The sequence below is a fragment of the Parahoeflea olei genome, assembly GCF_001703635.1.
In the GTDB taxonomy this organism is placed as follows: Bacteria; Pseudomonadota; Alphaproteobacteria; order Rhizobiales; family Rhizobiaceae; genus Hoeflea; species Hoeflea olei.
In genome coordinates this window covers 74,693-99,825 of record NZ_LQZT01000006.1, presented here as the reverse complement: position 1 = coordinate 99,825, position 25,133 = coordinate 74,693, and the positions used below count along the sequence as shown (strand labels likewise).

The window sequence follows — 25,133 nt, the reverse complement described above, 5'->3', positions numbered from 1 at the left end:
AGAACAGGCAGGACGCGGGTCAGGCGCTGGCGCGCCCATCCGCCGGCGCGACGATGCCGTTCAGCAGGTAGTTGACCAGCGTGTCGGCCAGGGCCTTCCGGCTCTCGGGCGTGTCCTGCGGGCGTGGGCGGTACCACACCGTCATCCAGTTCAGCGCGCCGAGCATCGGCTTGACGATCAGGCGCGGGTTGCACGGGCGCAACAGGCCCTGCTCGATGCCGTCCTCGATGATCCTGACCAGGATCGCTTCGCCGCGATCGCGCAGGTCGATGATTTCACGCAGCACGGCGCGCTGCTCCGGCGTGGTGCTGCGCGACATGTGCATGTCGACGCCCTCCACCGCGACCTTGGCGTAGGGAAGCCGTTCCATGACCTGGGTGGCCAGCGTCGTGAGAATCCCGCTCAGCTTGTCCAGCGGTGTGCCGGGCCCCTTGGCCACCTCTTCCACCGCTTCGATATATGTCGTCATGGTTTCGCGGTGCACATCCAGAAACAGGCTCGTCTTGCTCTTGAAGTGGTAATAAATCTTGCCCTTCGTTGAGCCTAGGACTTCGGCGACCATGTCGATCGACGTGCCGGCGAAACCGTATTCCATGAATGCGACCGCTGCCGCATCAAGGATTTCCTTGCGGCCGTCGGATTTGGATCTGACGGATACTTTCATGGGTGTATTTTCCTCTTTGAGGGCCTGCAGGGTGGCGGGGCGGGATGGCTCTTCTATAACCTACGCCTGGGTATCATGCTATAGTTGGCGCCGGCGGTGATGCAGGAAATCGACCGCAAACGGTCCGGTTCAAGCCGGTTGTTAGGTCTTGGGGGCTCAATCGGAGCCTGCGCAATGCGAGATAACCCCGTCGCCCTCGCGGCGGTCCCTCGATCTGTGCCATAGTCGGGTCTCTTCCCACGAAAGCGATTCCATGCCGCAGACCCGTTCCCATGCCGATGCCCTGTTCGAACCCAGCGAAAGCCGCCGGAGCCGCGATCCGCTTGACGTGCTCAAGCGGATCTATGGCTACGGTGCCTTTCGCGGCAAGCAGGCGGCGGTGGTCGAGCGCCTGGTTGCCGGCGGAGATGCGGTGGTGCTGTTTCCGACCGGCGCGGGCAAGTCGCTCTGCTTCCAGATCCCGGCGCTCTGCCGCGACGGCGTCGGCATCGTCGTTTCGCCGCTGATCGCGCTGATGCGCGACCAGGTCGAGGCGCTCAAACAGCTCGGGGTGCGCGCCGCGACCTTGAATTCTTCGCTGGGGCGGGAGGAATTCCTCGATGTCCGCGGCGCCGTCGCCCGCGGCGAACTCGACCTGCTCTATGTCACGCCGGAGCGAATCGTCACGCCCGGTTTCCGCGACATGATCGGCGATGCGCGGATCGCGCTGTTTGCCATCGACGAGGCCCATTGCGTGTCGCAATGGGGGCATGATTTCCGGCCCGAATACCGCGAGCTCGGCCGTCTCGGCGAGATCTGGCCGGGCGTGCCGCGCATCGCGCTGACGGCAACCGCCGATCCGCACACCCGCGCCGACATCATCGACAGGCTCGGGCTTGGCGGCGCGGAGGTGTTCACCACCTCCTTCGACCGGCCCAACATCTCCTACGAGATCGTCGAGCGTGACCAGCCGCGCCAGCAGCTCTTGAGGTTTCTCTCCCGCCACAAGGGATCGAGCGGCATCGTCTACTGCCTGTCACGCGCTAAGGTCGAGGACACCGCGGAATGGCTCAATGCCAAGGGCATCCGCGCGCTGGCCTATCACGCCGGCATGGACCGCGCCGTGCGCGAGGCCAACCAGGACGCCTTCCTCAAGGAGGAGGACCTCTGCCTGGTCGCCACCGTCGCCTTCGGCATGGGCATCGACAAGCCCAATGTGCGCTATGTCGCCCATCTCGACCTGCCGGGCTCTGTCGAGGCCTATTACCAGGAGACCGGCCGCGACGGGCTGCCGTCGGAGGCCTGGATGACCTATGGCATGGCCGACGTGATCCAGCGCGGCCGCATGATCGACGGCGGCCAGCAGGGCGAGGAGGTCAAGCGCGTCGAGCGCGCCAAGCTCAATGCGCTTCTGGCGATCTGCGAGAGCGCCGGCTGCCGCCGGCAGGCGATTCTCGCCCATTTCGGCGAGCCGCATGCGGGCAAATGCGGCAATTGCGACACCTGCCTGAAGCCGGTCGAGACCTGGGACGGAACCGAAGCCGCGATCAAGGCGCTGGCCGCGGTCTACCGCACCGGCGAGCGCTTCGGCGCGGCGCATCTGATCGACGTGCTGATGGGCAACGAGACCGAGAAGACCACGCGATTCGGCCATGTCGACATGCCGGTGTTCGGGGTGGGCCGGGATATCCCGGCCAAGGCCTGGCAGTCGGTCTACCGTCAGCTGCTGGCAGCCGGCCTCGTCAGCGTCGACCACGACGCTTTCGGTGCGCTCAAGCTCAATCCGGAGGAGGCGCGCGCGGTGTTCAAGCGGGAACGCGAGATCCGCTTCCGCAAGGACCGCGCGCCGGTCAAGGGCGCGCGGCGGCAATCGTCCGGTGCGGCGCAGGCGAAGTCGGCGCTGGAAGAGCGCGACGGAGAGCTGTTCGAAGCCCTGCGCGCGGCGCGCATGGCGATCGCCCGGGATCTGTCGGTGCCGCCCTATGTGGTGTTCCCCGACACCACGCTGGTGGCCTTCGCCACCGAGCGGCCGATCGACCACGACCAGTTGCTCGCCATGCCGGGCGTCGGCCAGTCCAAGCTCGACCGCTACGGCGACGCCTTCCTGAAAGTGATCCGCGACTTCGAGCGCTAATGCCTGTCGCGTTCAAACGGATTCATTTGAACGCCAACGACATGCATTCATTCAAGGTTTTACAGCGTCCTTTGCGCATCCGAGCGGATGCGCGGGGCTGTCGCCGCGGGCCGCGCGACCGCCTCGTTGGCCGGGCGAGGCTCGGCACCGCAGGCCCGCAGCACCGGTTGCCGCCGCATCTGCGGCCGGGGGGGCAAAGGGTCCTGAGGTGATCCACCGCGGACCACGGAGACCCATCCCATCTCCCATGCCATCGCCCCAAAACACGTCAGCCCCGGCCGGTGTCCCGGTCGGGGCTGACGCGATGATCGTCTGACAAAGGATCAGGCGTTGGTCTTGGTCAGCGTCGGCAGGCCGAGCGTCGACGAAAACGGCGTGGTGTTGCCGGTCACGAGGCCCGCCCAGGGGCCCGAGGTGACCAGACCCGACCAGGGGCTCGTGTCGCGGCTGGTGATCGCGGGCAGGAACTTCCGGCCCGACAGGATCATGGCGTCGCGCGGCAACAGCGAGGTTGCGCGCTGGCGGTAGACCTTCGGCGGCAGCCCGGCTTCGGCCGGAAGGTGCACTTCGTCGCGCACGCCCGCGTCGAGCGACTCGAAGCTGTCGACGATGGCCTCGACGTCGAAGGCGGTGCCCATCGGCGCGCGAACCACGACCAGCGCATTGCCTTCCAGGATCAGCGGCGCATACACGGCCGCCGAGCGCGGGATCACACCCGCCTTGCTGAGCGCCTGGTGGATCGCATCGAGTGCGCCCACGGTCGGTCCTTCCTCGGACTGGGGTGCGGCAATCACATCATAGTGCTTGTCGCGGAACTCGTGCGCCGCCAGCGCAGCGGCCACGGCGCTTGCGCGCTCGGGCGTTTCATAAAGTCGCGTAATCAGCGTTGTCATGATGTCTCCATGCGTTAGAGCCGTTTATATATGGCAAAATCATAAGACGAAGCCGCGGGTGATTCAAGCGGTCACTGTCAAGCAAACCTAACATAATTGAGTGTCAGGCTGAATTGACGCAGGCAGTCCGGATGGTACATTTTGACGCATACAGGGCCAAATCGTTGAAATTCCACGCGGACGGCCCACGCGGCGCAAGGGTGCGGCGGATTGCGCCATCGTCAATATACGTTGACACTTGAAGGCGTAAAAACTTTGTGACAATTTACGGAGTGGCAGTTCACCCGGCGAAGGCGTGCGAACGAGGACGTCGGTTGGAATGTCCAGTCTGGACCCGACGCGGATTTCCGCCCGGGCTTAAATGCTACCGCCTTAAGGAGATGGCGCAATGAATTATGATCCTGACAAAGTATGGCCATCAGGCCTGACCATCGGGGAGGCGGAAGAGCTTCACCGGCACATCATCGACGGCACGCGCGTGTTCGGGTTTATCGCCATCGTGGCGCATATCCTCGCCTACGTGTACACGCCTTGGTTCGGGTGAGGGGAGAGCGTCATGAATAACGCAAAACTCTGGCTCGTGGTCAAGCCGACCGTCGGTGTGCCGCTGTTTCTGACAGCCGTTGCTGTGAGCTCCTTCGCCACCCACGTCGCGGTGATGAAATACTCCAAGTGGCTGCCGGAATTCTATGCCGGCGCCGTGATCGAAAAGCAGGCTGATGTCGCCCTGAACAGCACAGGCTCGAACGCCGTCGTCGTTTTCGACAACGGTCTGAGCCTGGCTTCCAACGGCGCACAGCAGGGCGTCGTGGTTCTGCCGGACGGCCGCACCGCACGCGTGGTTTTCGAAGATCAGAACATGATCGACGGCACCAAGACGGCTTCGCTGAAGTAAGGCGTTGCCCGCGGTTGGTGCAATCGCATTCACCGCCAACAGAGGTCGGGGTCCCGCGGGACCCCGGCCTTTGACTGATGTCTGCGGTTCCTCGCGCCTTTGCGCGGATGCGCTTTCGGGCACCGGGCTGCAATCCGCGCGGCCGGCACTTGCCGCCATCCGCGCCCTGTCACGGGTCAGGTTGCGGCCTGGCCGGATGAGGACCGTCATCCGTTCCGGTCGCGGGAGCGGCGCAGCGGGCAATCCGCACGGGTTGGAAGCCCAAGGGGTGAAAGCCCGGGGGTTGGAAGCCCAAGGGTTGGAAGAATGAGGGGACGCGAGATGAATCGTTTCAGCCGGAAAGCCATGCAGACCTGGGCCAGCCTCGGGCCGCGCTTCCTGCCGTTCGCCGACGTGGCCACGGAAGACCTGCCCTTGAGCCGCCTGCTCAGGCTGTCGCTGTTCCAGGTGTCGGTGGGCATGGCGCTGGTGCTGCTGGTGGGCACCCTCAACCGCGTCATGATCGTCGAGCTGTCGGTGCCGGCTTCGCTGGTGGGCATCATGATCGCGCTGCCGATCGTGTTTGCGCCGTTCCGCGCCATCATCGGCTTCAAGTCCGATGTCCACACCTCCGCGCTCGGCTGGCGTCGCGTGCCCTTCATCTGGCGTGGCACCATGCTGCAGTTCGGCGGGCTTGCCATCATGCCGTTCGCGCTTCTGGTGCTCGCCGGCCAGGGCCACGCCGCCACGGCGCCTGCCTGGATCGGCTATGTCGGCGCCGCCGCGGCCTTCCTTCTCGTCGGCGCCGGCCTGCACATGGTGCAGACGGTGGGGCTTGCGCTCGCCACCGACCTGGCGCCTGTCGAGGACCAGCCCAAGGTGGTGGGCCTCATGTATGTGATGCTGCTTGCGGGCATGATCGCCAGCGCGCTTCTGTTCGGCGTGGCGCTCGAGGAGTTCAGCCCCGGCCGGCTGGTGCAGGTGATCCAGGCCTGCGCCGTCATCACCGTCGTGCTCAACGTGCTGGCGCTGTGGAAGATGGAAGCCCGTCACAGCCGCCCAGGCGCGATGCCCGGCGAACGCGCCGCCGAAACGCCCGAATTCGCGGCCTCCTGGGAAAAGCTCATTCGCGGCGGCCAGGCCAAGCGGCGGCTGGTCGTGGTGGCGCTCGGCACGCTCGGCTTCGGCATGGCCGATGTGCTGCTCGAACCCTATGGCGGGCAGGTGCTCGACCTCACCGTCGCCGACACGACCAAGCTCACCGCCGTTCTGGCGCTCGGCAGCCTTCTGGGCTTTGCCTGGGCGTCGCGGGTGCTCGGTCGCGGCTTCGATCCGCTGCTGATGGCGGGCTACGGCGCATTGATCGGCGTGCCGGGCTTCACCGCCATCTGTCTTGCCGCGCCGCTCGGCTGGCCCGTCCTGTTCGTGGCCGGAACCGCGATGATCGGCTTCGGCGCGGGCCTGTTCGGCCACGGCACGTTGACTGCCACCATGCAGATGGCGCCGCGCGAGCAGATCGGGCTCGCGCTCGGCACCTGGGGCGCCGTCCAGGCCACCACCGCCGGTGTCGGCATCGCCTTCGGCTCGATGCTGCGCGACATCATCCTGGCGCTGCCGATCGGCTCCTGGTTCGGTGCGGCCACACCCTATCTCTCGGTCTATGTGCTCGAGATCCTGTTCCTGCTCGCAGCCCTTGCGGTCATCGCGCCATTGTTGCGCGGACGCGGCGCTGCGAGCTTGCGCGCTTCCTGACGAAGCCTCGCCAGTCTGCGGGGCCGGCGAAAGCCGCCCGCAGGCTGGCCACGGCTCGCCCGCGCGCCTTGGCGTGATCTGCGGCGCCTCCCGGACAATTCGATCGCGATCGAAGCAACAGCTGGCGTCGATGTGAAACAAGGGCTCCGTCACCCCGCAGGAGCCCGCCATGGACAGCCTTCTCATCCGCCACCCGAACCGCCCCGCCGGCTTGGCCCGGTTCGGGCATCCGCTTTGCAACGCGGGGCATTCGCATCCGCGCTCCGGCGCAGGGCCGGGCCGGTGCTTCAGCGCGCGACAGGGACGGTCCGGGCTCTTAAGCGGTCGCCAGGCTGAGCGGGGGCGGCCGTGATCGCGGTGATCTTCGAGGTTGAACCCGCCGAAGGCCGTCGCGACGCGTATCTCGCCATCGCGGCCTCGATGCGCGCCACGCTCCAGGCGGTCGATGGCTTCATCTCGGTCGAGCGCTTCGAAAGCCTGACCACGCCGGGCAAGCTCCTGTCGTTGTCGTTCTTCCGCGACGAGGAGGCGGTGCGGCGCTGGCGCACGCTCGAGGCCCACCGCGACGCCCAGGCGCGGGGCAGGGCGGGTGTGTTTTCAGGCTACCGGCTGCGCGTCGCCCATGTGCTGCGCGACTACGGCATGGATGACCGCACGCACGCCCCGTGCGACAGCCGTGCGGCGCATGGCTGAGTTGCAAAATATACCCTTGTGAGCCGATGGCATTGGCGCCGGCGATCGATTAAAGCGGATGGATGCGGTCGCTGCACGGACCGGCCGGGGCGGTCCCGCCCGGGCTGACCCGTCCCGCATTCTGTCTCAAGGCGCTCCTGACATGGCACAGCCGGAATTTGCGGCGACGCGGTACTATTTCATCACCTTCTGGCCCGCCGCGGTCACGGTCACCTATCTGCCGATCTGGCTCAACGAACAGGGCATCAGCGATGCCGGCATCGGCCTGATCAACACCCTGCCGATGGCGGGGATCCTGATGTTCAGCATCCTGGTCGGCCGGCTGGCCGATCGTGCGCCGGACTGGAAACAGGCGATCATGATCGGCACCGGGCTGAGTGCGGTCTGTTCGCTCGCGCTTGGCTTTGCCGAGGGTTTCCTGATGATCCTGGCGGTCTGGACCATGACCAACCTGCCGGCGGGCCTCGTCAGTCCGGTTGCCGATGCGGCGACCTTGCGGCTGTCGATGCGGCTGGGCTTTTCCTTCGGCTCGACCCGTGCCTGGGGGACCGTCGGCTTCCTCAGCACCTGCTTTCTGACCGGCTGGCTGGTCGCATGGTTCGGCGCTTCCTCCTTCGTCTGGCTGATGGCGATTGCCTGCGCCCTGCGCTTCGCGATGGCCGCTGGCCTGCCGCGGCTGCGCGATGCCGCGCGACCCCGGGCGGTCTCCGAAGGGCGGCTGCTGTCGCGCGAGGTGGTGGCCGCGTTCCAGCCCTGGGTGCTGCTGCCGGTGATCGCCGGCGCGATCCTGTTCGCCAACCACATGGTCATGAACGCGTTTTCGTCGCTGGTGTGGAAGCAGCAGGGCCTGTCCGAACCGGTGATCGGCGGCCTGATCGCGCTCGGCGCCGCGGCGGAAGCTGCCACCATGTTCGCCTGGAAGAAGATCAACACCCGGTTTCCGGCGCGCGTTCTCATTCTCATGGCCGCGGTGGCCTCGATCCTGCGCTGGATCGGCATGACCATGTCGCCGCCGCTCGCGGTGCTCGTCGTCATGCAGCTCGGCCAGGCGGTCACCTTCACCTTTTCCTATCTCGGCTGTCTCTATTTCATCGCCAAGCGCACCAGCGAGGACATCTCCGCCGAGGCGCAAAGCCTCTATGGCGTGATGATGCAGGGATTCTCGATCCTGATCGTGTCAGGCTTCGGCGTGGCCTTCGGCTTCTTCGGCGTCAATGCCTTCTGGATCTGCGTCACGCTGTCGGTGGCGGCGCTGGTGATGGTTCGCATCTCGCTGTCGCTCAGAAAACCCGACGCGGCCGACTGAAGGGCGGCCGCGGGCGGCCCCGTAGGCGCGGCCGCCCGCGGCCGTCATGCCTGGCGCGGGCCTGGCGCAGCCCGGTCCCGATCGCGGATAGGCGTGTCCGGTGGCTGTGCCCCCGTCCGCCAGAGCCTGCGTTCGGCTTGGCCCGGGTGGGCCCGCGCGAAGCTTCTAGTCGTCTTGCTTGACCAGCGCGTTGGCCGCCTGGATGGCCTGGCGCACGTCGGTTGCCAGGATGTCGGCCCCCGCGGCCCGGAGTTCCTCCTGCCGGCTGGCAAGCGACGGGCCGCCGATCAGGATCGCGGTTTCCGGGTCCGGGCAGGCCGCACGGATCTTGCGGATGATGGCGGCAATCGACGCGGTCGAGGATCCGACGGTCACGGAGACGCCGATCACCTTGTAGCCGCCGTCGCGCGCCATCGCATAGGCGCGATTGCCGGCCGTCAGGCTCGGCCCGCCGTCGACGCTCCAGCCCTCCTCGTGAAACACCGACGCGATCACGCTCAGGCCAAGCGTATGATCGTTGCTCGGCATCCGCATCAACAGGATGCGCGGGCGCTCGCTGTCGCAGAAGGACGGCCCGTCCGATTCCGACAGGCTGGTCAGCAGCAGCTGCAGCCGCGAGGAGGCGGCGGTGACGCTCGAGAAGCTTTCCTCGTCCTCGCACCACATCCGGCCCAGTTCCTCGGCCACGGGCACGATCAGCGTCTCGCAGATGACGAGCAGCGGCACGCGCTCTGCGCGCAACCGGTCGAGCAGGGCGCGGAAATATTTCGGGTCCTTTTCGAGAAGCGCACTGAGCATCTGGCGGAAATGCACGGTGCCGTCGCAGGGGTGGCAGGTGCAGTCCTGAGGCTGCGTGGCGGAGCCGTCGAAGTGGAAGTGGTGCCGGATCGCCTGCTCGAGCTTGCTCCGATCGGTGGTCTCCAGGTGCGGATAAGAGGCCAGATGGCCCGAAAACCACGGCGATTCCGAAACAACAGCGAGAGGGCCGCGACTCATGAATTGCCGGTTCGCTGCAACGCGATGGTTGCAGTGCGTATTTTCGTTACCAGACATAGCTTACCCCCAACTCAGTGGATCAGATCCACGGGAAGAAGGTTAAGCCGCTTTTTGCGGGGAAACGAGAGGCTCTGCGGCCATACTGCGGCGCGGTTTGTTCCAAAACGGAAAAGGAGCATCGTCAATGCTTCTTTTTTGCAGTGAAATCTAATGGATTCCTGCAAAGGCCTCAAGTCGAGGCCGCAAGTCTCAATGCGTGATCTTTCTGGTGTCTGCTTGTCCTTTCAAGGCATTTGAGTGCCGAGTCGGCCAGATGCGGCGCCGTCAGGCCGGATCGTTCATACATCACGTCCGGACTGGCGTGCGGCTCGTAGCGGTCGGGCAGGGTGAGCGTGCGCACCGCCACCGAGCCGTCGAGAAGGCCGCCATCGGCGAGATGGGTCAGCACCGCCGCGCCGAAGCCGCCGCTGGCGCCTTCCTCGACGGTCAGCAGCACGTCATGGTTGCGGGCGAGATCTTCGATCAGGGCGGTATCGAGCGGCTTCGCGAAGCGGGCGTCGGCCACGGTGGCCGACAGGCCGCGCGCGGCGAGCAGGTCCGCGGCCGCCAGGCACTCGCCAAGCCGCGTGCCGAACGACAGGAAGGCGATGTCGCGCCCCTGGCGCACCACACGGCCCTTGCCGATCTCCAGCGGTACGCCGCGCTCGGGCAGGGCCACGCCGGTTCCCTCGCCACGCGGGTAGCGGAAGGCGATCGGCCCGGCATCGTGGACGGCGGCGGAGGCCACCATGTGCACGAGTTCGGCTTCGTCGGCCGCGGCCATCACGGTGAAGCCCGGCAGGTTGGTGAGAAAGGCGATGTCGAAGGCGCCGGCATGGGTCGGCCCGTCGGCACCGACCAGGCCTGCCCGGTCGATCGCAAACCTGACCGGCAGGCCTTGCAGCGCCACGTCGTGGACGATCTGGTCGTAGGCGCGCTGCAGGAAGGTCGAGTAGATCGCGCAGAACGGCTTCATGCCCGCGGCCGCCAGTCCGGCGGCAAAGGTGACGGCATGCTGTTCGGCGATGCCGACGTCAAACATGCGTTCGGGATGCGCTTTTGCAAAAGCGTCCAATCCGGTGCCGGAAGCCATTGCGGCCGTAACTGCGACAATTCGGTCATCGCGACCGGCTTCTTCGGTCAGCGCCTGTGCAAAAACCTTGGTGTAGGCGGGCGCGCGCGCCTTGGACTTCGACAGCGCCCCGGTCTTGGCGTCGAAACTGCCGACGCCGTGATATTTGTCGGCGCTGTTTTCCGCCGGCGCGTAGCCCGCGCCCTTGCGGGTGATGGCGTGAATCAGCACCGGTCCGTCGGCGCGGGTCTTGAGCGTGCGCAAAATCGCCAGCAATTGCGGCAGGTTGTGGCCGTCGACCGGCCCGACATAGGAAAAGCCCATATGTTCGAACAGGCTCGAATTGCCGGTCAGCGCGCCCATCGCCTGGCGGGCCCGGGCAGCGCCGGTCTTGAACGGTTCGGGCAGCCGTGCGGCAGCCTTTTTCATGACCACGTCGATGCCGACCACCGGCGCCCGCGCGCACAGTGTGGCAAGATGTCGCGAGAAGGCGCCGACCGACGGCGAGATCGACATTTCGTTGTCGTTGAGAATCACGAACATGCGTTTGCCGAGGGCGCCGGCATTGTTCATGGCCTCGTAGGCCATGCCGGCCGACATCGCGCCGTCGCCGATCACTGCCACCACGTCGCCCTCGCCATATCCGAGCTCGCGGGCGGCGGCAAAGCCGAGGCCGGCGGAAATCGAGGTCGAGGAATGCGCGGCGCCGAAGGGATCGTAGACGCTTTCCGAGCGCTTGGTGAAACCGGACAGGCCGCCGTCCTGGCGCAGGCCGGCCATGGCTTCGCGCCGGCCGGTCAGGATCTTGTGGGCATAGGCCTGATGGCCCACGTCCCAGATCAGCTTGTCGCGGGGCGTGGTGAAGACGGCATGGATGGCAACCGTCAGCTCGATCACCCCGAGGGTGGAGCCCAGATGGCCGCCGGTGGCGGCGACCTTGGCGATGGTGTCGCGCCGGAGTTCGTCGGCGAGATCGACCAGTTCGGCATCGCGCAGGCGGCGCATGTCTGCCGGCGAGGCAATCCTGTCGAGCAGCGGTGTCGCGTTCTCCGGTTTAGAAACAATCCCCATTGCCTGTCTCCATGTTGGTCCGGCCGAGCCGGCAGGTCCGGATGTGCCCACGGGCCGGACCGGTTCGTATATTCGGATCAACGGAGCCAAATGTAAACATAAATTTACACCAAATTTGTCAAGCAATCTGGACAGATGGGCAAATGGTCGCGGAATGCGGGGGTGGAATCCCGGTTTTGCGGGGCTTTGCGCCGCGTAGCCGGATGGCGGCGCTTCTGCGGATGCGGCGATTATGGCGATTGCAAATGAAGCCAGAGTGTATATTTTGTTTTACGTGAACATGTACAAAAATGTGGACACTTCGGCGAAGGCCGGTGTCCGCAGCGCTTGGCGCCCGGCGATCGACAAGGCCGGACTCACACGCATACAATGAAAGGTCATCGCCTATGGCTAAGCCCTATCCTTTCAGCGCAATCGTTGGTCAGGATGAAATGAAGGACGCGCTGCTGATGGCGGCGGTGGAACCCGCCCTGGGCGGCGTTCTGGTCTTCGGAGATCGCGGCACCGGCAAGTCCACCGCCGTGCGCGCCCTGGCCGAACTGGTGCCCGAACTCACAAGCACCCGCGGGTGCCGTTACAATTGCGATCCGGATCATCCGGCGGAACCTTGCCCGGTCTGCGCGACCGCGGCCAGGTCGGAGCGGATCAAGCGCCGCGCGCCGATGGTCGACCTGCCGCTCGGCGCCACGGAAGACCGCGTCTGCGGCGCGCTCGACATCGAAAAGGCGCTGGTCTCGGGCGAGCGCGCCTTCGAGCCGGGCCTGCTCGCCAAGGCCCATCGCGGCTTTCTCTATGTGGATGAAGTCAACCTGCTCGAAGACCACCTGGTCGACCTGCTGCTCGACGTGGCGGCGTCGGGGGTCAATGTCGTCGAGCGCGAGGGTCTGAGCGTGCGCCACCCGGCGCGCTTCGTCCTGGTCGGCTCCGGCAACCCGGAAGAGGGCGAACTGCGCCCGCAGCTGCTCGACCGCTTCGGCCTGTCCGTCGACGTGTCCTCGCCGCGCGACATCGCCTCGCGCATCGAGGTGCTGAAGCGCCGCGATGCCTATGAGCACGATCCCGAAGCCTTCCATGAGACATGGGCCAAGGACGAAAAGCGCCTCGCCAGCCGCATCGTCGCCGGCCGCAAGGCGGTCCACGCGGTCGAGGTGTCCGAGCGGCTGATGACCATGATGGCGCATCTGTGCATGCAGCTTGGCGTCGATGGCCTGCGCGGCGAACTCACGCTGATGCGCGCCGCCCGTGCCAAGGCCGCGCTCGCACGGCGCACGGAAGTCACGCTCGAGGACGTGCTCGCCGTGGCGCCGATGGCGCTCAGGCACCGGTTGCGCCGCGATCCGCTCGACGAGGCCGGCTCCAAGACCCGCGTCGATCGCGCCATCAGCGAAGTCGCCGGCCATGCCTGAGCCCGCCGTGCCCGAACCCGGCGCCGCCCCGGAGCGGGCAGCCGACGCGGCTGATCCGCGCTGGGGCGACGCGATTCTCGCTGCCAGGGTTCTGGTGGCGGGCGCCGGCCTGATCGGCGGCGTGCGCCTGCGCGCGGGCGCAGGCCCCGTGCGCGACCGCTGGCTCGACATGGTCGGCCTCATGCTCGAAGCCGGCAATGGCCCGAAGGCGCCCTGGATCCGCATTCCCTCGTCCTCGGCCACCGGCCGCCTGACCGGCGGCATCGACATCACCGCCACGCTGACGGCGGGCCGCCCGATCCACGAGAAAGGGCTTCTCGCCCGGGCCGACGGCGGCTTCATCATCCTCGGCATGGCCGAACGCCTGCCGGGCGCCAGCGCTGCCATCATCGGCCGTGCGCTCGACGACCGCGAGGTGATCGGCTCCTCCGGCAACCGCCAGGAAGCGCGCTTCTCGCTGATCGCGCTCGACGAATCCTCCGGCGAGGACGAGGATCTGCCCTCCGCGCTCGCCGAGCGGCTGACGCTGGATCTCAGGCTCGACGGGCTGTCGATCCACGACGCCGTCTTCGATGCCGATTTTGCCCGCGGCCTCGCCTGCGATCTTCCGGATCGCGAGATCCGCGGCGAGGCGCTCGCCCGTATCACCGTGCCCGACGGGCTGCTCGAAGCCGCCGGCGCGATCTCGCTGGCGTTGCCGGCAGCGCCCTTGCGCCGCTCGCTCGATCTCATTCGCGTCGGTCGCATCCTGGCCCTGCTCGACGGCAAGGGCGAAGTCGAGGGCGATCATCTCGCCACCGCCGTGCGGCTTTGTCTCGGCATGACGCTCAACGCCTCCGAGCAGCCCGAAACCGACGAGCGCCCGCCCGAGCCGGAAGCGTCGGAATCGATGGAAGACCAGCCGCCGCAACCGCCGCAGCCGCCCGGCGACGAGCAGCAGAATGCCGACGAGGTCACGGAAACGGACCTGTCGGAAGTCGACATGCTGGTTGCCGCCGCCGCCGCCTCGCGCGCGGTGCTCGCCGAACTCGACCGGCCCGACCGCTCGCATGCCTCGAAGATGGCGCGCACCGGCAAGTCGGGCGGCTTCAAGGCCGGCAGCCGCCGTGGCCGGCCCGCGGGCATCGTCTCGCGTCCGCCCTACAGCGAGGCCCGGCCCGACGTGGTCTCGACGCTGCGCGCGGCGATTCCCTGGCAGCGGCTGCGCAATCCGGATTTCGCACTCGCAGCCGACGGATCGGTGCCGCGGCTCCGGATCCTGCCGTCCGATTTCCGCTATATCCGCTTCCGCCACCGCACCGAATCGACCGCGATCTTCGCCGTCGATGCCTCCGGCTCGACCGCCATGGAACGGCTCGCCGAGGCCAAGGGCGCGATCGAGCTTCTGCTCGGCGACTGCTACGTGCGGCGCGACCATGTCGCGCTCATCACCTTCCGCGGGCTGACGGCGGAAACCCTGCTGGAGCCGACCCGCTCGCTGGTGCGCGCCAAGCGCTCGCTCACCGGGCTTCCTGGCGGTGGTCCGACGCCGCTGGCCGGCGCCATCCGCCGCTCGCTCGAAGTCGCCGGCATGGTGCAGCGCCGCGGCCAGTCGCCGCTGATCGTCTATTTGACCGACGGCAGCGGCAACATCGCGCTCGACGGCAAGCCCGACCGCGTCCGCGCCCGCGAGGACGCGCAGATGCTCGCCCGCCAGGGGGCTGCGCTCGGTTATCGCTCGATCGTCATCGACATATCGAGGAGGCCGCGCGAAACCACGCGCGAGCTTGCCCGCTTCATGCAGGCCCAGTACTGCGCGCTGCCGGTCGTCTCCGCCAGTGCGGTCAACGCCATCGTCAGCGCGGAGCTGCAAAAGGGCGCAAGTCAGGGTGCGCGGCAATGAGCCTTTCCGCGCGCACCCCGAGGCTCGAAACCGCAGGCCGGGACTGGCCTCTGCGGGAGGCGAGCCGGATGGTGCGGGCGGGCCATATCGAATGGCATGTCCAGGAGCTCGGCGATCCCGAATTGGCCACCGCGCTGCTGGTGCACGGCACCGGCGCCGCAACCCATTCCTTTCGCGGGCTGATGCCGCTGATGGCCAGGCACTGCCGCGTCATCGCCATGGACCTGCCCGGACACGGCTTCACCCGCGGCGCGCGCGAGGAAGATCTGGCGCTGCCGGGCATGGCGCGGGCGCTGTGGCAGCTGGTCGAAACGCTCGGTGTCGCACCAGCGCTCGCGGTCGGCCATTCCGCCGGGGTGGCGGTGCTGCTGCAGGCAACGCTCGACGGCGGAATCCGCCCCGAGCGGATCGTTGGCTTCAATGCCGCACTCGAACCCATTCGCGGCAATGCGCTCTTGTCGCCTCTGGCGCGGCTGATGTTTTCCAATCCGCTGACCGCGCGCATGGTCTCGTTCCAGGCGCGGCTCGGCAACATGGCCGATCACCTGCTCAAGGCGACCGGCTCGCGGATCGATGAAAAGGGACGCGCGTGCTACGCCATGCTGCTGCGCGAGCCCGCGCATATCCACGGCGCGCTGGGGATGATGGCCAATTGGCGGCTGGAGCCGCTGCTGGCCCATCTCGGCGCGCTCACGGTTCCCGTTACCCTGATCGCCGCCGCCGATGACCCGATGGTGCCGGCGCGCGTGTCGCGCCAGGCCGCGGAGCTGATCGCCGACTGCACCGTCGAAATCCTCCCCCGCGGGGGTCACCTGATGCACGAGGCCGACCCGCAACGCGCTGTCGGACTGATCGCCCGCGCCGCGGGCAAGGACTGCGCCGCCAGCAGGTCGGTGGCCTGAGATGGGACGCGGCGGGCCACGGCCAGAATTGAAGACCACAACCGGAGTACACTCATGATGACCGCCCACGATCCGCTGCTTGCCGGGGGGAATGCGCTTGATGCCCGGCCTCACGCCATCGTCATCGGCGCGGGCTTCGGCGGTCTTGCCGCCGCCATCCGCCTGGGCGCGCGCGGCTACCGCGTCACCATCGTCGAGAAATTCGATGCGCCCGGCGGCCGCGCCGCGCAGTTCCGCCAGGACGGCTATGTGTTCGACGCCGGCCCGACCATCGTCACGGCACCCTTCATCTTCGAGGAACTCTGGGCGCTGTGCGGCCGCAAGGTCTCCGACGACGTCACGCTGGTGCCGCTCGATCCGTTCTACACGGTGCGCTTCGACGACGGCACCGAGTTCCGCGTCAATGGCGACGAGGCCTTCATGGAGGCCGAAGTCGCAAAGCTGTCGCCCGGTGATATCGGCGGCTACCGGCGCTATCTCGACGAAAGCAAGCGCTGCTTCAAGACCGGCTTCCTGGGCATGATCGACCGGGTCTATCTCTCGCTCGGGGCGATGGCCGGCGCGATGCCGGCGCTGGTGATGCGGCGCGCGGAACGCTCGATCTACAAGCTCGTGTCCAAATATATCCGCAACGAAAAGCTCCGCCAGGCCCTGAGCTTCCATCCGCTGTTCATCGGCGGCAACCCGATGCGCTCGTCGGGCGTGCTGAGCCTGATTTCCTATCTCGAACGCGAATACGGGGTGCATTACGCCATGGGCGGCACCCATGCGCTGGTCAGGGGCATGACGGGGCTGATCGCCGGGCAGGGCGGCACCATCCGCACCGGCGCCGAAGTCGACGAGATCACCGTCGAGGGCCGCCGCGCCACCGGGGTGCGGCTGGTCAGTGGTGAGGTTCTCAGCGCCGATATCGTCGTCTCCAATGCCGACACCGGCTGGACCTACACCAAGCTGTTGCGCAACCTGCCGCGCAAGCGCTGGACCGACGCGAAGGTCAACAATGCCAAATATTCGATGAGCCTGTTCGTGTGGTATTTTGGCACCGACTGCCGCTACGAGGATGTCGAGCACCACACCGTGCTTCTGGGCAAACGCTACGGCGGGCTGCTGCACGACATCTTCGACGCCAAGATCCTGGCCGACGATTTCAGCCTCTATCTCTACCGGCCGACGGCGACCGACACCTCGGTCGCGCCCAAGGGCTGCGACACCTTCTATGTGCTCTCGCCGGTGCCCAATCTCGACGGCAAGATCGACTGGGAGACGGGTGCCGAACCCTACCGCCAGAAGATCCAGGCCTATCTCGAATCCTCGCTGTTGCCGGGCCTCGGCGATCACCTCGTCACCTCGCGCGTGATCACGCCGGAGCATTTCCACTCGAAGCTTCTGTCGGTCAAGGGCGCGGCCTTCGGCATGGAGCCGACGATTTTGCAGCTGGCCTGGTTCCGGCCGCACAACAAGAGCGAGGAACTCGACAATCTTTACATTGTCGGGGCGGGCACCCATCCTGGCGCGGGACTCCCCGGCGTCGTCTCCTCCGCCAAGATCCTCGACAAGGTCGTGCCCCATGCAAGTACCTTCGCCCGATAATTTCGTTCTCGACCCGGGCCTGCGCCGGGAGTGCGAGGAGGCGATCCGCGCCGGATCGAAATCCTTCCTCGCCGCCTCGATGCTGCTGCCGGGCTCGTCGCGGGCGGCGGCGCGGGCGCTTTACGCCTTCTGCCGGGTTGCCGACGATCTGGTCGATGAAAGCGCCGATGCGGCCGAGGGGCTGGCCGAGATCCACGCCCGGCTCGACGCCATCTACAGGAAAGCGCCGCAGGATCATCCCGCCGACCGTGCCTTCGGGGCCGTGGTCGAGCATTACGCGATCCCGCGCGCCTTGCCCGCGGCCCTGATCGAGGGCTTCGAGTGGGACGTGGAGAACCGCACCTATCGCGACTGCGACGAGCTCTGCGCCTATGCGGCGCGGGTCGCCTCCACCGTGGGCGTGATGATGACGCTGATCATGGGCGTGTGCGACCGCGCGGTGCTGGCGCGCGCCGCCGATCTCGGGCTCGCCATGCAGCTCACCAACATCGCCCGCGATGTCGGCGAGGACGCGCAGCGTGGCCGCATCTATCTGCCGCTCGACTGGCTCGATGAGGCCGGCATCGACCCGCAGGCGTTCCTGGCCGATCCGCGCCCCTGTCCGGCGATGCGCGCGACCACCGAGCGGCTGCTGGATTCGGCGCATGTGCTCTATGCCCGCGCCATGACCGGCATCGCCGGTCTGCCTCTCAGTTGCCGCACCGCGATCCGCAGCGCCGCGCTGATCTATCGCGAGATCGGCCGCGAGATCGAACTCGCCGGCCATGACAGCGTCACCCGCCGCGCCCATACCTCGACCCGGCGCAAGCTCGAGCTGATCGCCCGCGCCGCCGCCACGCCGTTCCTGTTCCAGCCGGTCTCCACCGAGCCCGCGCATCCGCAGGTCCGCTTCCTGGTCGAGGCGGCGGCCGCCGGGCGCACCAGCGTGCCGCAGGGCTTCGACGCCAAGGCCGGGCGGATGATCGAGATCATGGCCCTGTCGGAAATCCGCCGGCGCGAGGCCGAGATCGCCGAGCTTGCGGCCGAGGCGGCTCAGGCCAATGCCTGACCTTTCCAACTATGCCGGCCTGATCGAGATCGGGCTCAGCTTCGGCGGCTTCGTGATCTTCATCATCTGGCAGATGCGCACGCTCCGGCGCGATGTCCACGCCCGGGAGGCCCGTGAAGCCCAGGAAGCGGCAGAGCGCGCCGCGCGCGCCGAGGCCCGCACCGGACCCGGCGATGCCACCGAGTGATCAGCCGGCCCGTCGCGGCATCCGGAACGGCAGCATCGCCTTGACGATCGGCGAGGCGAAGCGGGTGCCCGACAGGCTTTCATACATCATGTCGATGTTCTCGCTCAGAAGCCGGGTGCGGACCACCGAGCGGGTGTAGAACGGCCCGTCCTCGAGCGTCTGCCTGAGCACCGGCCGGGCGCCGTGGTCGTGATGGCCGGCGCGCGGCACGCCCCAGAAGCCGTTGGCGAGCCGTGTCCTGGCCGGCATCGAGATCTGCTCGATCTCCCCGTCCGGACGAATGCGCAGGGCGAAGGCGCCGAGGCTGCCATCGGTGCGCACCGTGTCGTAGACGATCACCGCATCGCCGCCGGGCAGGCGTCCGCGCGCCCAGTCCCACTGCGCGAAGCCCTTTTCCAGTGGCTCCGTGCCCCAGTTGGAATCCATGTAGCCGTGGCCGGCCCAGTCCTCGCCGCCGCTCTCGAAATCGACGCGGATCCGTCCCGTCGGCGAAATCGGCCACCAGCGGTGGCGGCCGTTGCCGTCGATGTCGAACACCTGCGAGGTCACCGAATCGGCGGTGAAGCGGATCGAGCCCTTGATCCGCTTCGGCAGCCATTGCGACGGCGGGCGTGGCACCGAGATCTCGTCGAAATCGATGACGATGTCGTCGCCCTCGCGGCGCAGCTGGCTCGGCCCGACGGTGAAGCTGAGCGCGTCGCGCTTGAGGTCCTTGCGGCCGCGCTCGGTCATGGTCCAGCGATGGCCGCCCGGTGCATAAAGTGCGACATTGATGCACACATGGTCGTCCGGCTCGCGCCGTCCGGCCCAGTGGTAATAGGGCGAGAACACCGAGCCGACGAAGGAGATCACCGACAGGCCGAAGCGGTCGCAGTCGCTCAGGCCATCGACATACCACCAGAGATAGCCGCCGGGCGGGACTGGTGCGTCGAAGCGTGGTCCTCGGCCAGGCTCTCCGCCGCCAGCATCCCGGAAAGCGTCGACATCGGCACTCCCGGACCCGGATGCGCGCTGCCCCCCGCCAGGTAGAGCCCCGGAATCCGTGTCCGCGACCCCGGACGCCGGAACGCGCCCCGGAACCCGTGCGACAGCGGACCGTACAGCGCTCCGCCGGTCGCCGGGAACAGCCGGTGAAACCGGTCCGGCGACGTCGGTGTGACGTCCATCTCCGACTCGTCGACCGTCAGGCCGCAGGCCGAAAGATGGGTCAGCGCTTGAGTGAGGCATTGGCCAGTCTCCTTGCTCGAAAAGGACTTGATGTCGCCGTCGGCCGGCGCGTTCAGGATGAACAGCATCCGCTCCCGGTCAACCCCTGCGGGCAGGTTGCCCTCGGCGTCGCGGTCCTGGGCGCAGATGTAGGTTGTGGGAACGGCAGGCATTTCGCGCGATTGCATCAGCATGTCGAACTCTGCCGAGTAGTCGTTGGCAAAGAACACGCTGTGGTAGCTGAGCGGAAAGCCCGATGTGCGCGCGTTGACCGCGAAGGTGAGGGCGGAGAGCGAGCGCTTGCGCCGTGCCACCGGCCTCACGCCCGAGCGGTCGACGCCGCCGGTAAGGGCGGCAAGCGCGGAAATGTCGCCATTGTAGACGATCCGGTCGGCAGGCACGCGTTCGCCGGTGGCGAGCGTGAGGCCGGTGACCCCGGAGGTCAGCGAGTCGATCGAGGCGACCTGGGTGTTGTAGCGGAACGTCACGCCAAGCTCGACGGCGAGGGCTTCCATCGCCCGCGCCACGCCGTGCATGCCGCCCTCGGGCACCCAGACCCCTTCCTGCTCGACATGGGCGATCAGCATCAGCGTGGCCGGCGCCAGGAACGGCGAGGAACCGCTGTAGGTCGCATAGCGCGCGAACAATTGCCGCAGGCGCGGGTCGGTGAAATATTCGCCCAGCACCGGCCACAGGAGCGACAGCGGCCTCAGCGCCATCTGCTCGGAGACCCGGGTGAACCCGATCCGCCGCATCAGCGTCAACGGATTGGGCCGCTGGGCGTCGATATAGGTCGGCCGAAGCGTGGAGAAGATCGCCGCGCTGTCGGCGGCAAAGCGGCGGTAGCCGTCCGCATTCGCCCGATCGGAGAAATCGGCGATGGCGCGGACGCTCTCCTCGATGTCCGGAAACAGGTCGAGGCGCGAGCCGTCGCGCCAGCCGTGCCGGGCAATCACTCCGGCGCGCCTGAGCGGCACGCTCGCCGCGAGATCGGCGCCCGCCATCCTGAACAGCCGCTCGAACACCCAGCGCATCGTCAGTACGGTGGGGCCTGCGTCGATCAGCCGCCCACCCACATCCAATTGACGCATCTTGCCGCCCGGGGTGTCGCCGCGTTCGATCACGGTGACGTCGAAACCCGAGGCTGCGGCTGCAATTGCCGCGGCCAGACCGCCGGCACCGGCGCCCACCACGACCACATTCCTGGCCAGCTTCATCGACTCATTTCCTTGCTCTGCAACAGCCGGTAACGGCGTTGACAAACCATCCAACTATGTCAGGATAACTTGACACATATGGCTGTCATTTTAAAGTGACAGACAGTGAAGATGTCGGAGGGACATGACAGATGGATCTGCAAAAACGCATTGAACGGAATCTGGAGCGTGCCGTGACATATGCGACCGCCGGCGGCAATCCGTCGATCATGTGCGAGGCGCTCAAATATGCGGTCTTCCCCGGTGGCGCGCGCATCCGTCCGCGGCTGTGCCTGGCGGTGGCGCTTGCGGCCGGCGACAATGCCCCGAGCGCCTCGGACGCCGCCGCCACCGCAATCGAACTGCTGCATTGCGCCTCGCTGGTGCATGACGATCTGCCCTGCTTCGACAATGCCGATATCCGCCGCGGAAAGCCCAGTTTGCACACCGCTTTCGGCGAAACCACCGCCGTTCTGGCGGGTGACGCGCTGATCGTGCTCGCCTTCGAGACCATCGCCCGCGAATGCCTCGCCACGCCCGATCGCATCGGGCCGCTGATCGGGGTGATCTCGCGCGCCGTCGGCATGCCGCACGGCATCATCGCCGGGCAGGCCTGGGAGGCCGAGGACAAGATCGACCTCAAGGTCTATCACCGCGCCAAGACCTCGTCGCTGTTCATCGGCGCCACCACCGCCGGCGCGATTGCCGCCGGCGTCGATCCGCAGAACTGGTACCGGCTCGGCGAGGCGCTGGGCGACGCGTTCCAGGTCGCCGACGACCTGCGTGATTGTGCCGCAGACCCCGACGAGATCGGCAAGCCCTGCGGCCAGGACGCGGCCCACGACCGCCCCAATGCGGTGCGGGAACTGGGTCTCGGCGGCGCGATCCAGCGGCTGCAGGATCTGGTCGGCGAAGCCGCCGCCTCGATTCCCGATTGCCACGGCTCGGACATGCTCAAGCAGCTGATCCTCGGCGAAGCCAAGCGCCTGGTGCCGAAGAACCTGGCCACGGTGGCGGCCTGATCCCATGGTCGCGGAAGTGTCAGCGTCCGGTTCGCGCATGCCGGTGAAACCGGGTCCCGACTGGCGCTCACGATTGCAGGCCTGGCGCGCCCGCCAGGTCGCGCGTCCGGAGTTTCGCCGATTCGTGCAGCGGCTCCCGTTTTCACGCAGCTATTCGAAGGCGCAGGAAGCCGACCTGTTCTCCCTCGTCACCGGCTTCGTCCAGAGCCAGATCCTGTTCGCCACCGTCGAGACCGGCCTGCTCCAGGCGCTGGAACCCGGGCCGGTCGCGGTCGCCGATCTCGTGCGCCCGACGGGGCTCTCCGAAGACCGGCTGAGGCGGCTGTTGCAGGCGGCCCAGGCGATCCGGCTGGTGATCGTCGGCCGCGACGATTTCGTCACCCTCGCCGACCAGGGCGCGGTGGTGCAGAGCGATCGCGGCATCCGCGCCATGATTCGCCACCACGCGCTGATGTATCGCGATCTGAGCGACCCCGTGACGCTGTTCAAGGGCGCCAATCCGGAGACCGAACTGCACCGCTTGTGGGCCTATGCCGGCTCCGGGCGCGAAACTTCGGTCGATCCCGGCGCCGCGGCGACCTATTCGACGCTGATGTCGCACAGCCAGTCGATGCTGTCGGACGAAATCCTCGACGCCTATGATTTCGGCCGCCACCGCCATCTGCTCGATGTGGGCGGCGGCGAGGGGGCCTTCATCTCGGCCGTGGCCGCGCGTCATCCGTCGCTGGCGGTCTCGCTGTTCGACCTGCCGCCGGTGGCCGAGCGGGCGCGACAAAGATTCGCAGAGGGGCCGCTCACGCGCTGCCCGCGCTGCCATGGCGGCAGCTTCCTTGACGACCCGCTGCCGCGCGGCAATGACTGCGTCACTTTGGTGCGGGTGCTGTTCGACCACGAGGATTCCGTGGTGCTCAGGCTGCTCAGGAATGTGCGCGCAGCCATGGAGCCGGGACAGGTTCTGGTGGTCGCGGAACCCATGGCAGGCGCGGATTCGCGCGGTCAGCGGCTATCGACGGCCTATTTCGGCGTCTACGTCCTGGCCATGGGATCGGGCCGCTGCCGCACCCCGTCCGAGATCGTCTCGCTCGCCCGGGCGGCGGGTTTTTCAAGCTTCGAAATTCGCCCCTGCCGGTCGGCGCTGATGGCCACGCTGGTGATTGCTCGCCCCTGAGATTCCCAAGGACGAGTGTAAATACAAGTTGACATGTAAGGCCGTAAAATCAATATTACATGACGGAGGCAGCATCTCGTCTGAGTCAGACTGGATCAATGATTATGCAAACAAACGCAGTCGTGTTCGAACAACCAAACCGGATCGGTCTCCGGGAGCTTGATGTCACAGCTCCCGGCGATGGTGACGTCGTTGTCGAAACGATCTGGAGCGGCATCAGCGCCGGAACCGAGAAATTGCTGTTCGAAGGCCGCATGCCCGCATTTCCGGGCATGGGATACCCGCTTGTGCCCGGCTACGAGTCGGTCGGACGGGTAGTGTCGGCCGGAAAGGCCTGCGCGCCCGATATCGAAGGCCGGCTGGTCTTCGTGCCCGGCGCCCGCGGCTACACCGATGCGGCAGCGCTGTTCGGCGCCTCGGCGGCCCGTCTCGTGACCGCTGCCGAGCGGGTGATTCCGATCGCCGACGATCTCGCCCGCGAAGGCACGCTGCTGTCGCTCGCCGCCACCGCCTATCACGCGCTCACCCTGCCGGGCATGGCAGTGCCGGAACTGGTCGTCGGCCACGGCATCGTCGGCCGCCTGGCCGCGCGACTGATCGTCGCAATGGGCCATCCCGCGCCCGAGGTGTGGGAGATCAATCCCGCCCGCCGCCAGGGTGCCGAGGGCTATCAGGTGATCGCGCCCGAAGCCGCCGAGCCGCGCAAGTTCGCCTGCGTGCTCGATGCCAGTGGCGACCCCGAAATCCTCGACAAGGCCATTGCCGTGCTGGCGCGCGGCGGTGAGGTCGTCCTTGCCGGGTTCTACACCGAGACCATGAGCTTCCGTTTCACTCCTGCCTTCATGCGTGAGGCACATATCCGCATCGCCGCCGAGTTCAGGCCTGGCGACATTCACGCGGTGCTGGACCTTCTGGCCAGCGGCCGCCTGTCGCTTCGCGGCCTGATCACCCACTCGGCAAGCCCCGGTGACGCGGAAGCAGCCTACCGGACCGCGTTCGGCGATCCGGATTGCCTGAAAATGATTCTTGACTGGAGGGAACTGCAATGACCGAAGGCTTTGGCGGAAACGCCGCGGACCGGATCCACGAACGCCTGCGCGAAGAAGCTGCGATCGAGCCGGACCAGCCCCATACGGGTCCGGTGAAGAAGGACACGCAGATCATCGCCATCTATGGCAAGGGTGGCATCGGCAAGTCCTTCACGCTCGCCAACCTGTCCTGCATGCTCGCCCATATGGGCAAGAAGGTGCTGCTGATCGGCTGCGACCCCAAGAGCGACACCACCTCGCTTCTGTTCGGCGGACGCGCCTGCCCGACCATCATCGAGACCTCGTCGAAGATGAAGGCCGCCGGCGCCGAAATCAGCGTCTCCGACGTCTGCTTCAAGCGAGACGGCGTCTTCGCCATGGAATTGGGCGGTCCGGAAGTGGGCCGCGGCTGCGGCGGTCGCGGCATCATCCACGGCTTCGAAACGCTCGAAAAGCTCGGCTTCCACGACTGGGACTTCGACTACGTGCTGCTCGACTTCCTGGGCGACGTGGTCTGCGGCGGCTTCGGCCTGCCGATCGCCCGCGACATGTGCCAGAAGGTGGTGGTCGTCGGATCGAACGACCTGCAGTCGCTCTATGTGGCCAACAATGTCTGCTCCGCGGTCCAGTATTTCCGCAAGCTCGGCGGCAATGTCGGCGTCGCCGGCATGGTCATCAACAAGGATGACGGCACCGGCGAGGCGGCCGCTTTCGCCGAAGCCGTGGGCATTCCGGTGCTCGCCGCGATCCCGCAGGATGACGACATCCGCAAGAAGAGCGCCAACTACCAGATCATCGGCCACCCGGAAAACCGCTGGGGTCCGCTGTTCCAGACGCTCGCCACCAATCTCGGCCTGGCCCCGCCGGTTCTGCCCGAACCGCTCGACCAGGACGGCCTGATCGGCCTGTTCGACTCCTCCGACACCGGTGGCGATTTCGAACTCGTGCCCGCCCGGCCGGAAGACATGTGCCCGGCCTCCGCGCTGGCGCGTCCGTCCCTCGAAGTCATCTACGACACGGTGTGA

General features: G+C 67.0%; 22 protein-coding genes. 16 read left to right on the top strand and 6 right to left on the bottom strand.

Features of this window, described 5'->3' with window-relative positions; genetic code table 11:
- Window positions 1–19: 19 nt before the first annotated feature.
- Window positions 20–664: a TetR-type transcription factor C-terminal domain-containing protein gene (locus AWJ14_RS06385; RefSeq protein WP_066176520.1), complete on the bottom strand. Its 645-nt coding sequence runs from the start codon at window positions 662–664 to the stop codon at window positions 20–22.
- A 253-nt stretch (window positions 665–917) separates the two neighbouring features.
- Here AWJ14_RS06385 and recQ point away from each other — a divergent pair, with 253 nt between their 5' ends.
- Window positions 918–2,777, top strand: a complete 1,860-nt coding sequence (gene recQ / locus AWJ14_RS06380; RefSeq protein ID WP_066176518.1) for a DNA helicase RecQ — start codon at window positions 918–920, stop codon at window positions 2,775–2,777.
- Window positions 2,778–3,100: 323 nt separating this feature from the next.
- On the opposite strand, the gene AWJ14_RS06375 is transcribed toward recQ, so the two are convergent.
- A complete protein-coding gene (locus AWJ14_RS06375; protein ID WP_066176516.1) occupies window positions 3,101–3,670 on the bottom strand; it encodes a hypothetical protein in 570 nt (189 codons plus the stop codon).
- Window positions 3,671–4,058: 388 nt separating this feature from the next.
- On the opposite strand from AWJ14_RS06375, the gene pufB reads away from it, so the two are divergent.
- The 5 genes from pufB (at window position 4,059) to AWJ14_RS06350 (ending at window position 8,295) form a co-directional block, all read left to right on the top strand.
- A complete protein-coding gene (gene pufB / locus AWJ14_RS06370; RefSeq protein WP_035523071.1) occupies window positions 4,059–4,214 on the top strand; it encodes a light-harvesting antenna LH1, beta subunit in 156 nt (51 codons plus the stop codon).
- 12 nt (window positions 4,215–4,226) lie between these two features.
- A complete protein-coding gene (locus AWJ14_RS06365) occupies window positions 4,227–4,565 on the top strand; it encodes a light-harvesting protein (protein ID WP_066176514.1) in 339 nt (112 codons plus the stop codon).
- 321 nt (window positions 4,566–4,886) lie between these two features.
- On the top strand, window positions 4,887–6,296 hold the full coding sequence (locus AWJ14_RS06360) for a PucC family protein (RefSeq protein ID WP_066176511.1): 1,410 nt from the start codon (window positions 4,887–4,889) through the stop codon (window positions 6,294–6,296).
- A 348-nt stretch (window positions 6,297–6,644) separates the two neighbouring features.
- Window positions 6,645–6,989, top strand: a complete 345-nt coding sequence (locus AWJ14_RS06355) for an antibiotic biosynthesis monooxygenase family protein (RefSeq protein ID WP_066176509.1) — start codon at window positions 6,645–6,647, stop codon at window positions 6,987–6,989.
- Between the two features lie 142 nt (window positions 6,990–7,131).
- The gene (locus AWJ14_RS06350; RefSeq protein WP_066176507.1) at window positions 7,132–8,295 is read left to right on the top strand and encodes an MFS transporter; all 1,164 of its coding nucleotides are present in this window, start codon (window positions 7,132–7,134) and stop codon (window positions 8,293–8,295) included.
- A 165-nt stretch (window positions 8,296–8,460) separates the two neighbouring features.
- Here AWJ14_RS06350 and AWJ14_RS06345 read toward each other — a convergent pair whose 3' ends face one another.
- Both AWJ14_RS06345 and dxs read right to left on the bottom strand, forming a co-directional pair.
- Window positions 8,461–9,291: a cobalamin B12-binding domain-containing protein gene (locus AWJ14_RS06345; protein ID WP_066176505.1), complete on the bottom strand. Its 831-nt coding sequence runs from the start codon at window positions 9,289–9,291 to the stop codon at window positions 8,461–8,463.
- A 229-nt stretch (window positions 9,292–9,520) separates the two neighbouring features.
- The gene (dxs, locus tag AWJ14_RS06340; RefSeq protein WP_066176503.1) at window positions 9,521–11,473 is read right to left on the bottom strand and encodes a 1-deoxy-D-xylulose-5-phosphate synthase; all 1,953 of its coding nucleotides are present in this window, start codon (window positions 11,471–11,473) and stop codon (window positions 9,521–9,523) included.
- A 386-nt stretch (window positions 11,474–11,859) separates the two neighbouring features.
- Here dxs and bchI point away from each other — a divergent pair, with 386 nt between their 5' ends.
- From bchI to AWJ14_RS06310, 6 genes are read left to right on the top strand one after another with little or no spacing between them, the layout of a single operon-like run.
- On the top strand, window positions 11,860–12,879 hold the full coding sequence (bchI, locus tag AWJ14_RS06335; RefSeq protein WP_066176502.1) for a magnesium chelatase ATPase subunit I: 1,020 nt from the start codon (window positions 11,860–11,862) through the stop codon (window positions 12,877–12,879).
- Window positions 12,872–14,761 carry a VWA domain-containing protein gene (locus AWJ14_RS06330; RefSeq protein WP_066176501.1) on the top strand — a complete coding sequence of 630 codons (1,890 nt, stop codon included), beginning with the start codon at window positions 12,872–12,874 and terminating at the stop codon, window positions 14,759–14,761. The genes bchI and AWJ14_RS06330 overlap by 8 nt, the downstream gene beginning before the upstream one ends.
- Entirely contained in the window at window positions 14,758–15,663 is a 906-nt protein-coding gene (bchO, locus tag AWJ14_RS06325) for an alpha/beta fold hydrolase BchO (protein ID WP_066176500.1), read from the top strand. Before AWJ14_RS06330 ends, bchO begins: the two co-directional genes overlap by 4 nt.
- Window positions 15,664–15,717: 54 nt before the next feature.
- Entirely contained in the window at window positions 15,718–17,253 is a 1,536-nt protein-coding gene (gene crtI, locus AWJ14_RS06320) for a phytoene desaturase family protein (protein WP_066176497.1), read from the top strand.
- Entirely contained in the window at window positions 17,231–18,301 is a 1,071-nt protein-coding gene (locus tag AWJ14_RS06315; protein WP_066176496.1) for a phytoene/squalene synthase family protein, read from the top strand. The genes crtI and AWJ14_RS06315 overlap by 23 nt, the downstream gene beginning before the upstream one ends.
- On the top strand, window positions 18,294–18,488 hold the full coding sequence (locus AWJ14_RS06310; RefSeq protein ID WP_066176494.1) for a hypothetical protein: 195 nt from the start codon (window positions 18,294–18,296) through the stop codon (window positions 18,486–18,488). The genes AWJ14_RS06315 and AWJ14_RS06310 overlap by 8 nt, the downstream gene beginning before the upstream one ends.
- On the opposite strand, the gene AWJ14_RS06305 is transcribed toward AWJ14_RS06310, so the two are convergent.
- The gene (locus tag AWJ14_RS06305; protein ID WP_083220088.1) at window positions 18,489–19,340 is read right to left on the bottom strand and encodes a carotenoid 1,2-hydratase; all 852 of its coding nucleotides are present in this window, start codon (window positions 19,338–19,340) and stop codon (window positions 18,489–18,491) included.
- A gap of 26 nt (window positions 19,341–19,366) precedes the next feature.
- Window positions 19,367–20,911 (bottom strand): 1-hydroxycarotenoid 3,4-desaturase CrtD, encoded by a 1,545-nt coding sequence (gene crtD, locus AWJ14_RS06300; protein ID WP_066176492.1) that lies wholly within the window; start codon window positions 20,909–20,911, stop codon window positions 19,367–19,369.
- Between the two features lie 131 nt (window positions 20,912–21,042).
- Between crtD and AWJ14_RS06295 the strand changes: the two genes are divergently transcribed.
- From AWJ14_RS06295 to AWJ14_RS06280, 4 genes are all read left to right on the top strand, one after another.
- Window positions 21,043–21,912: a polyprenyl synthetase family protein gene (locus AWJ14_RS06295; protein ID WP_066176489.1), complete on the top strand. Its 870-nt coding sequence runs from the start codon at window positions 21,043–21,045 to the stop codon at window positions 21,910–21,912.
- A gap of 37 nt (window positions 21,913–21,949) precedes the next feature.
- On the top strand, window positions 21,950–23,080 hold the full coding sequence (locus tag AWJ14_RS06290; RefSeq protein WP_171904829.1) for a methyltransferase: 1,131 nt from the start codon (window positions 21,950–21,952) through the stop codon (window positions 23,078–23,080).
- A 104-nt stretch (window positions 23,081–23,184) separates the two neighbouring features.
- A complete protein-coding gene (bchC, locus tag AWJ14_RS06285; RefSeq protein ID WP_066176485.1) occupies window positions 23,185–24,129 on the top strand; it encodes a chlorophyll synthesis pathway protein BchC in 945 nt (314 codons plus the stop codon).
- Window positions 24,126–25,133 (top strand): chlorophyllide a reductase iron protein subunit X, encoded by a 1,008-nt coding sequence (locus AWJ14_RS06280; RefSeq protein ID WP_066176483.1) that lies wholly within the window; start codon window positions 24,126–24,128, stop codon window positions 25,131–25,133. The genes bchC and AWJ14_RS06280 overlap by 4 nt, the downstream gene beginning before the upstream one ends.

Bases quoted from the DNA above. Each gene is read 5' to 3' on its own strand.
- AWJ14_RS06385 (WP_066176520.1), bottom strand. From the start codon at position 664: ATGAAAGTATCCGTCAGATCCAAATCCGACGGCCGCAAGGAAATCCTT.
- recQ (WP_066176518.1), top strand. From the start codon at position 918: ATGCCGCAGACCCGTTCCCATGCCGATGCCCTGTTCGAACCCAGCGAA.
- AWJ14_RS06375 (WP_066176516.1), bottom strand. From the start codon at position 3,670: ATGACAACGCTGATTACGCGACTTTATGAAACGCCCGAGCGCGCAAGC.
- pufB (WP_035523071.1), top strand. From the start codon at position 4,059: ATGAATTATGATCCTGACAAAGTATGGCCATCAGGCCTGACCATCGGG.
- AWJ14_RS06365 (WP_066176514.1), top strand. From the start codon at position 4,227: ATGAATAACGCAAAACTCTGGCTCGTGGTCAAGCCGACCGTCGGTGTG.
- AWJ14_RS06360 (WP_066176511.1), top strand. From the start codon at position 4,887: ATGAATCGTTTCAGCCGGAAAGCCATGCAGACCTGGGCCAGCCTCGGG.
- AWJ14_RS06350 (WP_066176507.1), top strand. From the start codon at position 7,132: ATGGCACAGCCGGAATTTGCGGCGACGCGGTACTATTTCATCACCTTC.
- AWJ14_RS06345 (WP_066176505.1), bottom strand. From the start codon at position 9,291: ATGAGTCGCGGCCCTCTCGCTGTTGTTTCGGAATCGCCGTGGTTTTCG.
- dxs (WP_066176503.1), bottom strand. From the start codon at position 11,473: ATGGGGATTGTTTCTAAACCGGAGAACGCGACACCGCTGCTCGACAGG.
- bchI (WP_066176502.1), top strand. From the start codon at position 11,860: ATGGCTAAGCCCTATCCTTTCAGCGCAATCGTTGGTCAGGATGAAATG.
- AWJ14_RS06330 (WP_066176501.1), top strand. From the start codon at position 12,872: ATGCCTGAGCCCGCCGTGCCCGAACCCGGCGCCGCCCCGGAGCGGGCA.
- bchO (WP_066176500.1), top strand. From the start codon at position 14,758: ATGAGCCTTTCCGCGCGCACCCCGAGGCTCGAAACCGCAGGCCGGGAC.
- crtI (WP_066176497.1), top strand. From the start codon at position 15,718: ATGATGACCGCCCACGATCCGCTGCTTGCCGGGGGGAATGCGCTTGAT.
- AWJ14_RS06315 (WP_066176496.1), top strand. From the start codon at position 17,231: ATGCAAGTACCTTCGCCCGATAATTTCGTTCTCGACCCGGGCCTGCGC.
- AWJ14_RS06310 (WP_066176494.1), top strand. From the start codon at position 18,294: ATGCCTGACCTTTCCAACTATGCCGGCCTGATCGAGATCGGGCTCAGC.
- crtD (WP_066176492.1), bottom strand. From the start codon at position 20,911: ATGAAGCTGGCCAGGAATGTGGTCGTGGTGGGCGCCGGTGCCGGCGGT.
- AWJ14_RS06295 (WP_066176489.1), top strand. From the start codon at position 21,043: ATGGATCTGCAAAAACGCATTGAACGGAATCTGGAGCGTGCCGTGACA.
- AWJ14_RS06290 (WP_171904829.1), top strand. From the start codon at position 21,950: ATGCCGGTGAAACCGGGTCCCGACTGGCGCTCACGATTGCAGGCCTGG.
- bchC (WP_066176485.1), top strand. From the start codon at position 23,185: ATGCAAACAAACGCAGTCGTGTTCGAACAACCAAACCGGATCGGTCTC.
- AWJ14_RS06280 (WP_066176483.1), top strand. From the start codon at position 24,126: ATGACCGAAGGCTTTGGCGGAAACGCCGCGGACCGGATCCACGAACGC.